13 protein-coding genes are annotated in these 13,040 nt (G+C 69.6%); 6 read left to right on the top strand and 7 right to left on the bottom strand.

What is annotated here, in order from left to right; translation table 11 throughout:
- The first annotated feature begins 47 nt into the window (after nt 1–47).
- Both RMP08_RS06805 and RMP08_RS06800 read left to right on the top strand, forming a co-directional pair.
- A complete protein-coding gene (locus tag RMP08_RS06805; protein WP_310468238.1) occupies nt 48–374 on the top strand; it encodes an integration host factor subunit alpha in 327 nt (108 codons plus the stop codon).
- A 1-nt stretch (nt 375) separates the two neighbouring features.
- A complete protein-coding gene (locus RMP08_RS06800; RefSeq protein ID WP_310468237.1) occupies nt 376–771 on the top strand; it encodes a MerR family transcriptional regulator in 396 nt (131 codons plus the stop codon).
- Between the two features lies 1 nt (nt 772).
- On the opposite strand, the gene RMP08_RS06795 is transcribed toward RMP08_RS06800, so the two are convergent.
- Together RMP08_RS06795 and RMP08_RS06790 are read right to left on the bottom strand one after the other, a co-directional pair.
- Nucleotides 773–1,288 (bottom strand): histidine phosphatase family protein, encoded by a 516-nt coding sequence (locus RMP08_RS06795; RefSeq protein WP_310468236.1) that lies wholly within the window; start codon nt 1,286–1,288, stop codon nt 773–775.
- Nucleotides 1,285–3,990 carry an ATP-dependent DNA helicase gene (locus RMP08_RS06790; RefSeq protein WP_310468235.1) on the bottom strand — a complete coding sequence of 902 codons (2,706 nt, stop codon included), beginning with the start codon at nt 3,988–3,990 and terminating at the stop codon, nt 1,285–1,287. The genes RMP08_RS06795 and RMP08_RS06790 overlap by 4 nt, the downstream gene beginning before the upstream one ends.
- 176 nt (nt 3,991–4,166) lie before the next feature.
- Between RMP08_RS06790 and RMP08_RS06785 the strand changes: the two genes are divergently transcribed.
- Nucleotides 4,167–5,747: a lysine--tRNA ligase gene (locus tag RMP08_RS06785; protein WP_310468234.1), complete on the top strand. Its 1,581-nt coding sequence runs from the start codon at nt 4,167–4,169 to the stop codon at nt 5,745–5,747.
- Between the two features lie 42 nt (nt 5,748–5,789).
- Here RMP08_RS06785 and RMP08_RS06780 read toward each other — a convergent pair whose 3' ends face one another.
- From RMP08_RS06780 to RMP08_RS06765, 4 genes are all read right to left on the bottom strand, one after another.
- Complete coding sequence (locus RMP08_RS06780; RefSeq protein WP_310468233.1) at nt 5,790–6,302, bottom strand: SgcJ/EcaC family oxidoreductase; 513 nt, start codon at nt 6,300–6,302, stop codon at nt 5,790–5,792.
- Between the two features lie 44 nt (nt 6,303–6,346).
- The gene (locus tag RMP08_RS06775; protein WP_310468232.1) at nt 6,347–8,188 is read right to left on the bottom strand and encodes a DUF885 domain-containing protein; all 1,842 of its coding nucleotides are present in this window, start codon (nt 8,186–8,188) and stop codon (nt 6,347–6,349) included.
- A gap of 128 nt (nt 8,189–8,316) precedes the next feature.
- Entirely contained in the window at nt 8,317–9,126 is an 810-nt protein-coding gene (locus RMP08_RS06770) for an RcnB family protein (RefSeq protein ID WP_310468231.1), read from the bottom strand.
- Nucleotides 9,127–9,192: 66 nt separating this feature from the next.
- Nucleotides 9,193–9,702 (bottom strand): 2Fe-2S iron-sulfur cluster-binding protein, encoded by a 510-nt coding sequence (locus RMP08_RS06765; RefSeq protein WP_310468230.1) that lies wholly within the window; start codon nt 9,700–9,702, stop codon nt 9,193–9,195.
- Nucleotides 9,703–9,752: 50 nt separating this feature from the next.
- On the opposite strand from RMP08_RS06765, the gene RMP08_RS06760 reads away from it, so the two are divergent.
- Genes RMP08_RS06760 through RMP08_RS06750 form a run of 3 tightly spaced genes read left to right on the top strand, consistent with a single transcriptional unit; the run spans nt 9,753 to nt 12,384 of the window.
- On the top strand, nt 9,753–10,541 hold the full coding sequence (locus RMP08_RS06760) for an alpha/beta fold hydrolase (protein ID WP_310468229.1): 789 nt from the start codon (nt 9,753–9,755) through the stop codon (nt 10,539–10,541).
- On the top strand, nt 10,542–11,717 hold the full coding sequence (locus RMP08_RS06755) for an acetyl-CoA C-acetyltransferase (protein ID WP_310468228.1): 1,176 nt from the start codon (nt 10,542–10,544) through the stop codon (nt 11,715–11,717). It abuts the gene before it with no gap.
- 19 nt (nt 11,718–11,736) lie between these two features.
- The gene (locus tag RMP08_RS06750) at nt 11,737–12,384 is read left to right on the top strand and encodes a hypothetical protein (RefSeq protein ID WP_310468227.1); all 648 of its coding nucleotides are present in this window, start codon (nt 11,737–11,739) and stop codon (nt 12,382–12,384) included.
- Here RMP08_RS06750 and RMP08_RS06745 read toward each other — a convergent pair.
- On the bottom strand, nt 12,381–12,956 hold the full coding sequence (locus tag RMP08_RS06745) for a YkgJ family cysteine cluster protein (RefSeq protein WP_310468226.1): 576 nt from the start codon (nt 12,954–12,956) through the stop codon (nt 12,381–12,383). The genes RMP08_RS06750 and RMP08_RS06745 overlap by 4 nt on opposite strands.
- Between the last annotated feature and the right edge of the window lie 84 nt (nt 12,957–13,040).

Below are 13,040 nucleotides of genomic sequence, written 5' to 3'. Positions count from 1 at the left end.
TGCAATGCCCGGCAGGGGGTTCGGGCGCGAAGGAGCGGGAGGAAGATATGGCCGATCTCGGGATCGCTCGGATCAATGAAGGCGGGCTCACCGGGACGCTGACGCGCGCCGACCTGGCCGACATCGTCCACCGCAATTTGGGATTGTCGCGCGCCGAGTCGGCGAGCTTCGTCGAGCGCGTGCTGTATCACATGTGCGCGGCGCTGTCGGACGGCGCCAACGTCAAGATTTCGGGGTTCGGCAGCTTCATCCTGCGCGACAAGGGCCAGCGCGTCGGCCGCAACCCCAAGACCGGGGTCGAAGTGCCGATTGCCCCGCGCCGCGTGATGACCTTCCGCGCCAGCCACATCCTGCGCGATCGAATCGCCAAATAGCATGGCGGCGGCCGCCGGCGACAAAGCACCAGGCGCGTTCAGGACGATCGGCGAACTGTCGGCCGAACTCGGCGTCGCCCAGCACATCCTGCGCTACTGGGAAACCAAGTTTCCGCAATTGCGGCCGCTCCAGCGCGCCGGCAACCGCCGCTACTACCGCCCCGCCGACGTCGATTTGGCGCGGCGCATCCACCGCCTGCTGACCGCCGACGGCTACACCGTCAAAGGGGTGCAGAAACTGCTCCGCCAGCGCGATGGCGGCGAGGATGCGCCGATCGCCGCGGCGCCGGTTGCCGCTCCCGCGCCCGCGCCGACCCAAGGCTCCGCCGGCGCGCAACTGGATATCGCGCGCCTGACCCGCGTCCGCGACGGGTTGATCGCCGCGCTGCGCGACTGATTCAGCGCGCCAGGTCGCTGGGACGGATCACCCGCACCAGCCGCCCCCCGCCCTCGCCGACGGCCTGCCATTGGTCCGCCGCGAAGCTGATTTCGGCGAGCGTTCCGGGCGAGAATTTGGCCGACAGCGACTGACTGTCCGGGGTGCCGTCGTCGGCGGCAAGCATTCGCGCGAGGATCGCGAGACCGGGGTTGTGCCCGACCAGCAGCAGCGCGCTGGCCGCATCGTCGGCCGCGCGGACGAGGTCGAGCAGGGTGCCGGTGTCGGCGTTGTAGATGCTCCGGTCGAAGCGCGGCGCCAGCGTGCGGGCCAGGCCGATGGCGAGATGGTCGAGGGTGTCGGTGACGCGTCGTGCGGGGCTGGCGATGACCGAGTCGAACTCGACTCCGAGGCGGAGCAGCTCGCGCCCGAGCGCCTCGGCGGCGGCGCGGCCGACATCGTTGAGCGGGCGGTCGAAATCGCGCAGCTCGGGCGCGGCGGGGGACTTGGCGTGGCGCAGGATGAGCAGGCGCTTCATGCCGGCGCGGTGGTCGCCGGGAGCGCAGCCGGCGCCCGCGCCGAGGCCGCCGCGACCCGCGCAATCGCGAGATCGAGGGGAACGCGGTGGACCGGAACTTGCGGGGGAAAAGCGGCGAGCAGGCGCGACGGCATCGCCGCCGACAATATGACAAACTGGCCGCGGTCGCCGTTGCGGCGGATCAGCCGGCCGAACGCCTGCGCCAGCCGCGCCTGGACCACGCGGTCGTCATAGGCCGAGCCGCCATTGGCCATCCGCCGCGCCGCGTGGAGCACCGTCGGGCGCGGCCACGGCACGCGCTCCATCACCACCAGCCGCAGCGATTCGCCGGGGACGTCGACCCCGTCGCGCAAGGCATCGGTGCCGAGCAGCGAGGTGCGCGGATCATCGCGGAAAATGTCGACCAGGGTGCCGGCGTCCATCGGGTCGACGTGCTGGGCGATCAGCGGGAGACCGGCGCGGGCGAGGCGGTCGGCGATGCGCGCGTGCACCGCCTTCAAGCGCTGGATCGCGGTGAACAGCCCGAGCGTGCCGCCGCCCGCCGCCTCGATCAGCCGGCCGTACGCGCCGGCCAGCGCGGCGAGGTCGCCGGGTTTCAAGTCGGTCACCACCAGCACCTCGGCGCAGCGCGCGTAATCGAACGGGCTGTCGGCCTCGAACAGCCGCGCCGGGGCGGGCAGATGGACGGTGCCGGTACGGCGTTCGGCGACCGGCCAGTCGCCGCCGCCGCCGCGCAGGGTCGCCGAGGTGAACAATACGCCGTGCGCGGGGGCGAGCACCGCCGCCGCCAGCGGGCGAGTCGGGTCGAGCCAGCGGCGGTGGATCGCGACATCATATTCGCGGCCCTCGGCGCGCTCGATCGCCAGCCAGTCGACGAACTCGGGGTCGGCGGTGCCGCCGATGCGGCCGAGCAAAGCGATCCACGCGGCGAGCGTCTCGCGCCGCCAAGTCAGGCCGTGGATGGCGCCTTCGACCCGCGCCCGCGCCTGCGCGTCGAGCCAGTCGGGCGCCGCCTCGAGCACCGCCTCCAGCCGCCGCGCCAGCGCCGCGAGCGGTTTCTGCAAGGCCTCGAGCGCCTCGAGCGCGCCCGCCGCCTTGGCCACCAAAGCGCCGTCGGGCTCGGCGAGCTCGGTCTCGAGCCCGTAGCCGGCATCCTGCGCCTTGGCCCGCGCGTAAACCGTGCCGCGGACCTCGGCGAGCAGCGCCTCGACCGGACCGAACGGATCGCCCTCGGCGAGGCGCTGGAGCCAGCCGTCGGACGGGAACGACCGCGCCGCCTCGACCGCCGCGTCGAGCGCGAGCGCGCCTTCGTCGTCGTACGACGCGACATCCATCAGCCGCGCGGCGAGTCCCCGCCGCCGGCCGCGCGCGCGGCTTTCGGGGCCGACGATCCAGCGCCGCATCTCGATCGCCTCCTGCCCGCCGAACGCGACCGCAAAAGTCGAATCGGCGGCGTCGAACAGATGGTGGCCCTCGTCGAACACGATGTACGGGGTGCCGCCTTCGCGGCCGCGCGCGGCGTTGATCATGACCAAAGCGTGATTGGCGATGACCAGGTCGGCGGCGCGCCCGGCACGCTCGGAGCGCTCGATGAAGCAGCGGCGGTAATGCGGGCAGCCGGCGTAGACGCATTCGCCGCGGCGGTCGGTCAAGGCAGCGGCGCCGGCGCGGCGGAACAGGCTCGGCAGCCAGCCGGGGAGATCGCCGCCGACCATGTCGCCGTCCCTGGTATAGGCCGCCCAGCGCCCGACGAGGTGGGCGAGGATCGCGGCGCGGCCGGCGAACGCGCCCTGCATCGCGTCCTCGAGGTTGAGCAAGCAGAGATAATTTTCGCGGCCCTTGCGGATCGCGATTTTCCGCGTGCGCTCGTCCTTGTCGGCGAACAATCGCGCGCCCTCGGCGTCGAGCTGGCGCTGGAGCGCCTTGGTAAAAGTCGAGATCCACACTGTGCCGCCGGCCTCGGCCGCCCACAGCGATGCGGGGGCGAGGTAGGCGAGGGTCTTGCCGATCCCCGTCCCGGCCTCGGCGAGCAGCAAATTGGGCGTGCCCTCGGCGCGGCGCGGGGCGAACAGGCCGGCGGCGGCGGCGGCCATCGCCCGCTGGCCCTCGCGCGGTTCGGAGCCGGCGCCGGTCAGCACCGCGAGGCGCGTCTCGGCGTCGGCGGCGGTGACCGATATCGTGCGCGGCGGCGGGCGCTCGGCGGCCTCCTCCCACAGCGGGAGGCGCGAAAACAGCATGCGCTCGCCGGCCTCGGGACGCGCCAGCCGCGCCGCGACCAGTGGCGCCCAGCCCCAGCCGATGCGGTGCAGCGTGGCGTTGGCGGTCCACGCGCCTTCGCGCTCGGGCCAATCGGGGTCGGTCAGGCCGTCGAGCAGGCGCTCGGCGATCGCGCGCAAATGCGTCGCGGCGTCCGACTCGGCCGCGGGCGGCGTCAGGCCCAGCGCGCGGCTCAATCCTGCGACGGTCGGGACCGCGAACCGCGCGGGGTGGATGAAGGCGAACAGTTCGAGCAGGTCGAGCCCGGACAAATCGGGATAGCCGAGGCGCTGGCCGACCAGCGGCGCGTTGAGCAGGATGTGCGGGGTTTCGGCGGCGCGCGCGATCGCTTCGCCGCGCTGCGCCTCGCGCGCGGCGCCGTCGCCCGCGGAGAGCCAGATGCCGGCGTGGGTTGCGTGCAAGGCGGGAAGCGGCACGGCAGTCATGACGGTGAAATGCGACCAAGGGAACGAAATGGCAACAGTTCGCCGGCGAAGGCCGGGGTCCAGGAAGCTCCTGCAGGAGCTTGGGTGACCGAGCAATCCGGGCCTTGCCCGGCCTGGACCCCGGCCTGCGCCGGGGAACGCTTGCGTTCGAACTTGCGAAACGACATGCGCGGCACATGGATGATGCCAATCTTCGCAACGTGGCGCTGCAATCGAAGGCGTGGCCGTATGAGGAAGCGCGCAAGCTGCTCAAGCGCTGGCCCGAGGGGAAGCCGGACGGCGCGCCGATGCTGTTCGAGACTGGCTACGGGCCGTCGGGGCTGCCGCATATCGGCACCTTCAACGAAGTACTGCGCACGACCTTCGTCCGCCGCGCTTACGAGGAACTGACGGGCGGCGCGGCAACCCGGCTGATCGCATTCTCGGACGACATGGACGGGCTTCGGAAAGTGCCCGACAACCTCCCCAATGGCGAGATGTTGAGCGCGCACCTCGGACAGCCGCTGACCAAAATCCCCGACCCGTTCGGCACCCACGACAGCTTCGCCGCGCACAACAATGCGATGCTGCGCCATTTCCTCGACCGCTTCGGGTTCGATTACGAATTCCTGTCGGCGACCGAATGCTACACCGGCGGGCGGTTCGACGATGTGATCCGTTCGGTGCTCGCCAATTGGGACGGCGTGCTCGGGGTGATGCTGCCGACCCTGCGCGAGGAGCGGCGGCTGACCTATTCTCCATTGTTGCCGATCTCGCCGAGCAGCGGCCGCGTGCTGCAGGTGCCGGTCCAGGTCGAGGACGCCGCGGCGGGGACCATTTCGTTTATCGACGATGACGGCGCGCGCGTCACCCAGTCGGCGCTCGGCGGCCGTGCCAAATTGCAGTGGAAGGTCGACTGGGCGGCGCGCTGGGTCGCGCTCGGGGTCGACTACGAAATGGCCGGCAAGGACCTCATCGATTCGGTCACCCAATCGAGCAAGATCGCGCGGGTGTTCGGCGGGCGGCCGCCCGAGGGGTTCAACTACGAGATGTTCCTCGACGAGCGTGGCGAGAAGATCAGCAAATCGAAGGGCAACGGGCTGAGCCTCGAGCAATGGCTGCGCTACGGCAGCGAGGAGAGTCTTTCCTTCTTTATCTACCGCGAGCCGAGGAAGGCGAAGAGTTTGCACCTTGGGGTAATTCCGCGCGCTGTGGACGAGTATCTCCAGTTCCGCGGCAATTACGCCGCGCAACCGATCGAGCAGAAGCTCGGCAATCCGGTGCATCATATTCATGCTGGCAAGGTGCCGGACAGCGCGCTGCCGCTGACCTATGGCCTGTTGCTCAACCTCGCTTCGCTGCCCGGTTGCGGCGACACCGACACCGCGTGGAAGTTCGTCCAGCGTTATGCGCCGGGGACCTCGCCCGAGACCGACCCCGAGCTCGACGCGCTGATCGGGCTGGCGGTCAATTACGCGCGCGATTTCGTCACCCCGACGCTCGAGCGCCGCGCGCCGAGCGAGGCCGAGGCAGCGGCGCTGCGCGACCTCGACCAGGAGCTTGCGAAATTGCCCGCCGAGGCGGACGCCGACGCCATCCAGAACCTCGTGTTCGAAGTCGGCAAGCGCCACGCATTCGAGCCGCTGCGGGCGTGGTTCCAGGCGCTCTACGAAACCCTTCTCGGCAGCTCGCAAGGCCCCCGCATGGGCAGCTTCATCGCGCTTTACGGCGTCGACAACAGCCGCCGATTGATCGCGGAGGCGCTCGCCACTTATTAGCCGTCATCGCGGCCTTGCGCCCGGATCCGCCTGCCTGCCGCGCTAACCGCCGCTCGGTGGCAAATCACTATTGAAGATGTCCGCCGCGGCTTTCCAATCGCTGCCGACCTTCCGCCAAACGACCACATATTTGCCGGTGTCGGTCTGCGCCGTGCCGTCGGGCGCAACCGTGAGTCGATACGTCCCACGATCGAGCGCCATATCGCCCGCCGCGGACACTACGATCTGCTCCGGAGCGATGGTAAGATCGAATCCCGGCGTCCGCATCATCGCGTCCCAGGTCTGCTGGATCGCCGCGCGTCCTTTGCCGATCGGCGCGTTGGGCGGCATCACCGCGCCGTCCTCGGCGTAGAGCTGCGCAATGCCTGCGGCATCCTTGGCTTTGACGAGCTCCATCCAGCGATCGACATTCCCGCGGATTGCCTGCTCGTCCGCGCCAGGATCGACGGCGGCGCTGCTATTCGCCTGGGCGACGTCGTTGGCAGGTTTCTCAACTGCCTGGCACGCGGCCAGCAGCAGCGCTGCAACCGAAAGCAGCAATCGCGTTTTCGTCATTTGCCCCTCCTCTGGTTGTTCCCCGACCTAGTGCGATGCGCGAGTCACTTCTTCGCCGCGATCCAGGTGTCGATCTTTTTCTCCAGGATCGCCAGCGGCAACGCGCCCGTCATCAGCACCTGGGCGTGGAAATCGCGGATGTCGAATTTTTCGCCGAGCTCGGCCTCGGCCTTTTTGCGCAGGCGCTGGATGGTCAGCGCGCCGGTCTTGTAGGCGAGCGCCTGGCTGGGGATCGCGATGTAGCGCTCGACCTCGGCGGTGGCGTCGGTCTTGCCCATGTCGGAATGGCTCAGCATGTATTCGATCGCTTGCTCACGCGTCCAACCCTTGGAGTGGATGCCGGTGTCGACCACCAGCCGCATCGCGCGCAGCATCTCGTCGCTCAAGGTGCCGAAGCGCTGGATCGGGTCCTCGAACACCCCCATCTCATAGCCCAGGGTCTCGGCGTAGAGCGCCCAGCCTTCGACATATGCGGTGTTGCCGCCGTAGCGCATGAACGGCGGCAGCGCCTCATTCTCCTGCGCCAGGCTGATCTGGAAATGGTGCCCGGGCGAGCCTTCGTGGAGGTAGAGCGTGGTGATCCCGGGCGAGGTGCGCGAAGGCAAATCATAGGCGTTGAAGTAGAACACGCCGGGCCGGCTGCCGTCGGGGCTGCCCTGCTCGTAGCTGCCGCCGGCCTCGAACTTTTCGCGGAACTCGGGATAGGGGCGGATTTCGAGCTTGGCCCTGGGCATGGTCGAGAAATACGCCGGCAACTTGGCGTCGACGATCTTGCCGATGTCGTAATAGCGCTGGGTCAGCGCCTCGCGGGTTTTGGTCTTGTATTTGGGGTCGGTGCGGAGGTGGTTGAAGAACTGCCCGAGCGTGCCCTTGAAGCCGACCGCGGTTTTGACCTTTTCCATCTCGGCGGTGATCCGCGCGACCTCGTCGAGGCCGGTCTGGTGGATCTCCTCCGGGGTCAACGGCAAGGTCGTCGTCGACTGCACCAAATAGCGGTACAATTTGTCGCCGCCGGTCATGTACATGATGCCGAAGCCGTCGCGCGCCTTGGGCAGATAATCGGCCTTGAGATAATCGCGCAGGCGAGTCAGCGCGGGGTACAGTTGGTCGGCGATCACCGCGCGATATTCGGCGGTCAGGCGCGCGCGGTCGGCCGCGGGGACGGTGTCGGGGAACGCCTTGATCGGGCCGTAGTAGGTCGACTCGGCGACCGGCTGCTTCACCTGGGTGTCGAGCTGCTCGATCATGTTGCGCACGGTCATCTTGGTCTCGACCACGCCGCTCGCCGCACCCTCGCGGAAGCGCTCGACCGCGCGGTCGAGGTAGACCGCGAACTCGCGGTGGCGTTTAAGGTTGTTGTCATAGTCGGCGACGGTCTTGAACGGCGCCGCGCCCTGCCCGCTGGCGAAGGTCGGGTAGAAGGTGTGGAAGCCGAAAAAGTGGTTCATCGGGCGCGGCGCGGTCAGCGCGAGGAGATCGGGCTGGAGGCCGCGCAGGGTGTCGCGGGTGGAATATTCGAACACGTCGTAGGCGAGTTTGTCGGTGTCATTGAGAACATCGCGATTGACCGTCGCCAGCTCGGCGAGGTCGGCCTCGGCGGCGGCGCGCTCGCCCGCGTAATAAGCGTCGCTGATGTTGTCGCCGAAGCGGTCGGCGTAGCGCAGGTCGCCGCGGAAGATCGCGTTCAACGGGTTGCGCTTGAGCGACTCCTCGTCGCTGCGCTTGAACAGGTTGAACAGCCGCTCGTGCTCGCTCGCAGCGGTCGCGGCGGGGGTGGCGGGCGCTTCGGCGACGGGCGCGACCGGGACCGGCTCGGGCGGCGGCACGGTGGCGCATCCGGCAAGCGCGGCGAGCGAGGCGGACAGCAGCAGCGGACGAAGCATCATCGGGCGGATTCCTCAGGCAAGCGGGGGTTCGGATGTGCGAAAGGGGCGTCACGGAACAAACCGCAACGCCCCTTCGACCAAGTGCCGGCCCGCGTCTACTAGAACGCGGCTCCAACGACGCGCGCGAGCTACCAGAAGAACTGGTGGATCACGTCGACCACTTCGCCGGTGTAGACATCGACCAGCAAGGCATCGTCGTAATAGCGCACCCAGCGGTAGCGGCCGTAGGCCTGGGGCAGGCGGTACTGCCACGGGTCGTTGAGCCAATAGCTGCTGCGGTAATAATGCGGGTACATCCGGCTGCCGATCGAGAAGCGATTGTAGCCCCAGCCGAACGGATCGTAATAAGCGCCGAGACGGAAAATCGAGCGATGGCGGCGGCGATGGTCGCGCCAGTCGTAGCGACGGTCGTCGCGCCAACTGTGGCGCCAGCCGTCGTTGCGGCCGTCGCGCCAGCGGTCGTTGCGCCCGTCGCGCCAGCGGCGATGGCCGTCGCGGTCGCTATCGGCGACCGGGGCACGGCGGCGGGTCGGCAAAGCGGTGGCCTCGTCGATGGTGCCGGGGCGGACGCGTCCGCTGCGCTCGGCGCGGCGCCAGTCGCGCACCGAATCGGGTGCTTCCGGCCGCGCCCCGAAGGCGCCGGGCGCAACCCCGCGGTGTTCGCCGCCGGACAAGCCGCGCCGGCCGAGCGGGGCGGGCGCCCCGTCGGGGCGGGCCACCAGGCGCCGGTCGGAGACGTCGACGGTGCGGGGGGAATCGCCGCTCGGGCGTGACACCTGGACCTTGGGCGCGGGTCGCGGTTCGGCGCGCTCGACTCGTTCGGCGCGTTCGACGCGTTCGGCGCGGGCCTCGCTGCGGGCTGACCGGCGGTCGCCGTCCTCGGCGGCCAAAGCAGGGGCCGCGGTGGTGGCAAGCAAGGCCAGAATGAACATACGCATGACGGCAACCCTCAACATGGGATCGATTCGAAGCCGCAACGTGCGCCGCGTCAGATGAGCCGAGAATTAACGCTTGGTTGCCGGTGGAGGCGGTGCGGCGATCGGCGGGGGCGTCGGCGGTGCTGTGCGGGTGGCCGACGCGGCGGCGCGCGCGATGGCGCGGCGGATGCGCGGGTAGGCGCCGCAGCGGCACAGATTGGGAATGGCGTCGACCTGCTCGGGGCTCGGGCTCGGGCTGGCCTTGAGCAAGGCGGCGATCGCAAGAATGAAGCCGGGATCGCAAAAACCGCACTGGCTGACCTGCTCGGCCGCCCACGCCTGCTGCACGGGGTGCGCGCGGTCGGCGGCGAGGCCTTCGATGGTGACGATGTCGGCGCCCTCGAGCGCGGCGATGGTGACGCCGCAGCTCATCGTCGCGCGGCCGTCGACGATCACCGTGCACGCGCCGCAGTCGCGCGTGTCGCAACCGTATTTGGCGCCGGTCAGGTTGGACGCGTCGCGCAGCGCCCACAGCAACGGGGTCGCCGGGTCGAGCTTGTAATGGACCGCCTCGCCATTGACCGTCATCCGCGTCATGGCGCGAGCGTAGCGCTTGCAAAGCCACCCGCCAACGCCATCATGCCGGGATGGGGCAGGTCGATATCGGTGGGGGAGCCCGGCTTGGCGTCGAGGAGGTCGGCGGCGGCCCATCGACTCCGCTCGTCTTCCTCCACGGGGTCGGATCGGACAAATCGGTGTGGTGGCCGCAGCTGGCGCATTTTGGCGCCGAGCGCCGGACGGTCGCGTTCGATTATCCCGGGTACGGCGACAGCAGTCCCGCGCCGCCTGGCACCACCCGCGACGATTATGCGCTCGCGATATTCGCCGCGATGGACGCGCTCGGGATCGGCGGGGCGCATGTCTGCGGCTTGTCGCTCGGCGGGGTGGTGGCGATCGCGATGCACCATGCCGCGTCGGCGCGGTGCCGCTCGCTGATCCTCGCCGACAGCTTCGCGGTCCACCCCGACGGGCGCGGGATCTACGAGCGCAGCCTGGCCGCCAGCCGCGGCGCCGGGATGGCGGTATTGGCCGAGCAGCGCACGCCGTTCCTGCTCGCCGCCGAAACGCCGGCGGCGGTGCATGACGAGGTGCGCGCGACGATGGCGCGGATCGACCCGGCGGCATTCGCGGTCGGGGTCGAGGCGGTGTGGCTGGCCGACCAGCGCGACCGCGTTGGCGCCATCGCGGTGCCGACTTTGGTGCTGGTCGGGGCCGAGGACAAAGCGACACCGCCGGCACTGTCGGAGGCGTTGGCGGCGGCGATTCGCGGGGCGCGGCTGGAAGTGATCGCCGCGGCGGGCCATATCGCCAACCTCGAGCAGCCGGCCCAGTTCAACCGGCTGGTCGAGGCATTCCTCGACGTGGAAGGAACGTGATTGGCTGAAGCCTATATCGTCGCCGCGCTGCGCACCGCCGGCGGCAAGCGCAACGGCGCCTTGCGCGAGTGGCACCCGGCCGACCTCGGCGCCGCGGTGCTCGACGCGCTGGTTACCGGCAGCGATGTCGACCCGGCGGCGATCGAGGACGTCATCGTCGGCTGCGTTAGCCAGATCGGCGAGCAGAGTTTTCACATCGGCCGCAATATGGTGCTCGCATCGTCGCTGCCCGACAGCGTGCCCGCGGTGACCATCGACCGCCAGTGCGGCAGCTCGCAGCAATCGATCCACTTCGCCGCGCAGGCGGTGATGAGCGGCACCCAGGACCTGGTCGTCGCCGCCGGGGTCGAAAGCATGACGCGGGTGCCGATGGGGACGCCGGTGTTCCTGCCGCTCCAGGCCGGGATCGGCACCGGGCCGTGGAGCACGGCGATCCTCGAGCGCTATGGGGTGACCGAGTTCAGCCAGTTTCACGGCGCCGAGGCGATCGCCGCCAAATACGGCTTTTCGCGCGACGACCTCGATGCCTTCGCGCTCGACAGCCACCGCAAAGCGGCGGCGGCGGCCGACAGCGGCGCGTTCGAGCGCGAGATCGTGCCGCTCAAGGGGGTCGATGGCGAGGGCAAACAGGGATCGCACACGCGCGATGAGGGAATTCGCGCCGATGCCTCGGCGGAGGGGTTAGCCGCGCTCAAGACGCTCAAACCCAATGGCGCGATCACCGCCGGCAACGCCAGCCAGATTTGCGACGGGGCATCGGGGGTGCTGATCGCCAGCGAGCGCGCGCTGCGCGACCACGGGCTGACCCCATTGGCGCGGATCGACCAATTGACGGTCACCGCGGGCGACCCGGTGATCATGCTCGAGGAGCCGATCCCCGCCACCCGCCGCGCGCTCGAGCGCGCCGGGCGCGAGATCGGCGAGATCGACCTGTACGAGGTCAACGAGGCGTTCGCGCCGGTGCCGCTGGCGTGGCTTAAGGAGCTAGACGCCGACCCGGCGCGGCTCAACGTGCACGGCGGCGCGATCGCGCTGGGCCATCCATTGGGCGCGTCGGGGGCCAAATTGATGGCAACCCTGGTCCACGCGCTGCGCCACCGCGGCGGGCGGTTCGGGCTGCAGACGATGTGCGAGGGCGGCGGCATCGCCAACGTGACGATTATCGAGCGGCTGTAAGCATAGCGGCGGCGGGATTGTGAAGCACTTTATCAACCCCGAGCTGGCCGCCGCCAATGCGATGACGGTGGCCGTCGACGAGGCGATCGTGCGCGAGTTCCTGCCGCTCGCCGCGGGATCCCCCGACGATGCCGACTACCAGGTCGAGCGGCCGCAATGGGACAGCGATATCCGCTGGATTTCGGCGCGCCATGAAGCGAGTTTCGCGCACTTCCAGTCGGCCTTCGACCGGCTCGGCGTCGCCGCCCATGTCCGCCCGTTCCTCGACCTCGAGCGCGAGGTGCGGCTGTACGCGGGGTTCGTCGTGGTCCGCAGCGAATGCCGCGCGGCGCATTTTCACGTCGACTGGGAGAAGACCAACAACGAGGCGTTCACCTTGCTGACGCCGATCACCGCCAATGCCGCCGGCTTCGGGCTGGTCTACCGCACGGTCAAGGGCACGGTCGCGGACTACGATTACACGCCGGGCGAGGCGATCATCTTCGGCGACCATTTCAGCCATTCCACGCGGCCCGGCGCCTCGCCCGACCCGGTCGCCCTGCTGTGCTTCAACTTCGGCACCGACAAGATGGCGCATTGGGACAAGATCTACCGCACCACCGGCTACCAGACCGCGTTCCTGCGCCAGCCGGACGGCCGCTTCCACCGCCGCGGCGATGACGGTTAGACGCCGGTGCCGCCGGGTTCGGTAGGTGCCATCTCGGCCGGCGAGGCGACCATCCGCGGCTCGCGCGGGGCGAGGAAATGGCGGTCGAGCAAGCGTCCCAGCACGGTCATGTTGAGCTGGTTGAGGCCCCCGGTGCGCCGGCCCTCGCCGTCCGCCGCCTGGGCCCGGCGCAACATCTCGCCCGAGCGCCATTCCGCCCGTGCCGCGCGCAGCGACTGGCCCGGCGGAAGCGTCTCGCCGAGCAGCTGGAGCAGCCGTTTCGCCTCCGCGACATAGGACAGCGCGGTGTCCCGCGTGATCCGCCCGGAGGTGTAATTGTCGAGCAGGCCGCAGCGGTATCCGCTGCAGCACGACGGGCGCTGGTCGTAGATGGTGCACACCGTCCCCGCCACCTTGGGGCACGGCAGGATGAACGAGGCATCATCGCCGGTTCGTTCGATTTCGATGCCGAGCGCGCGCATCTGATCGACTTCTTCAGCTTCGAGGTCGGCGCGGTCGTGGAGCACGCCGTGGCAGCACAGCGCGCAGTCGAGGCACAAGGCGGAGCCGTTGGGCGGTGGTGCGTCGGTCATGGCCAGCGGTTCCGGCCGCGGGTGGCGGCGCCCGCACGATTACCACCAAGTTCGGCGCCTGCCCATCGCGGCAGGGCGAGGACG

The organism is Sphingomonas sp. (assembly GCF_031426035.1).
In the GTDB taxonomy this organism is placed as follows: domain Bacteria; phylum Pseudomonadota; class Alphaproteobacteria; order Sphingomonadales; family Sphingomonadaceae; genus Sphingomicrobium.
This window is presented reverse-complemented; position numbering and strand designations above follow the sequence as displayed.

Coding starts and splice junctions, on each gene's coding strand:
- RMP08_RS06805 (WP_310468238.1), top strand. CDS start 48: ATGGCCGATCTCGGGATCGCTCGGATCAATGAAGGCGGGCTCACCGGG.
- RMP08_RS06800 (WP_310468237.1), top strand. CDS start 376: ATGGCGGCGGCCGCCGGCGACAAAGCACCAGGCGCGTTCAGGACGATC.
- RMP08_RS06795 (WP_310468236.1), bottom strand. CDS start 1,288: ATGAAGCGCCTGCTCATCCTGCGCCACGCCAAGTCCCCCGCCGCGCCC.
- RMP08_RS06790 (WP_310468235.1), bottom strand. CDS start 3,990: ATGACTGCCGTGCCGCTTCCCGCCTTGCACGCAACCCACGCCGGCATC.
- RMP08_RS06785 (WP_310468234.1), top strand. CDS start 4,167: ATGGATGATGCCAATCTTCGCAACGTGGCGCTGCAATCGAAGGCGTGG.
- RMP08_RS06780 (WP_310468233.1), bottom strand. CDS start 6,302: ATGACGAAAACGCGATTGCTGCTTTCGGTTGCAGCGCTGCTGCTGGCC.
- RMP08_RS06775 (WP_310468232.1), bottom strand. CDS start 8,188: ATGATGCTTCGTCCGCTGCTGCTGTCCGCCTCGCTCGCCGCGCTTGCC.
- RMP08_RS06770 (WP_310468231.1), bottom strand. CDS start 9,126: ATGCGTATGTTCATTCTGGCCTTGCTTGCCACCACCGCGGCCCCTGCT.
- RMP08_RS06765 (WP_310468230.1), bottom strand. CDS start 9,702: ATGACGCGGATGACGGTCAATGGCGAGGCGGTCCATTACAAGCTCGAC.
- RMP08_RS06760 (WP_310468229.1), top strand. CDS start 9,753: ATGGGGCAGGTCGATATCGGTGGGGGAGCCCGGCTTGGCGTCGAGGAG.
- RMP08_RS06745 (WP_310468226.1), bottom strand. CDS start 12,956: ATGACCGACGCACCACCGCCCAACGGCTCCGCCTTGTGCCTCGACTGC.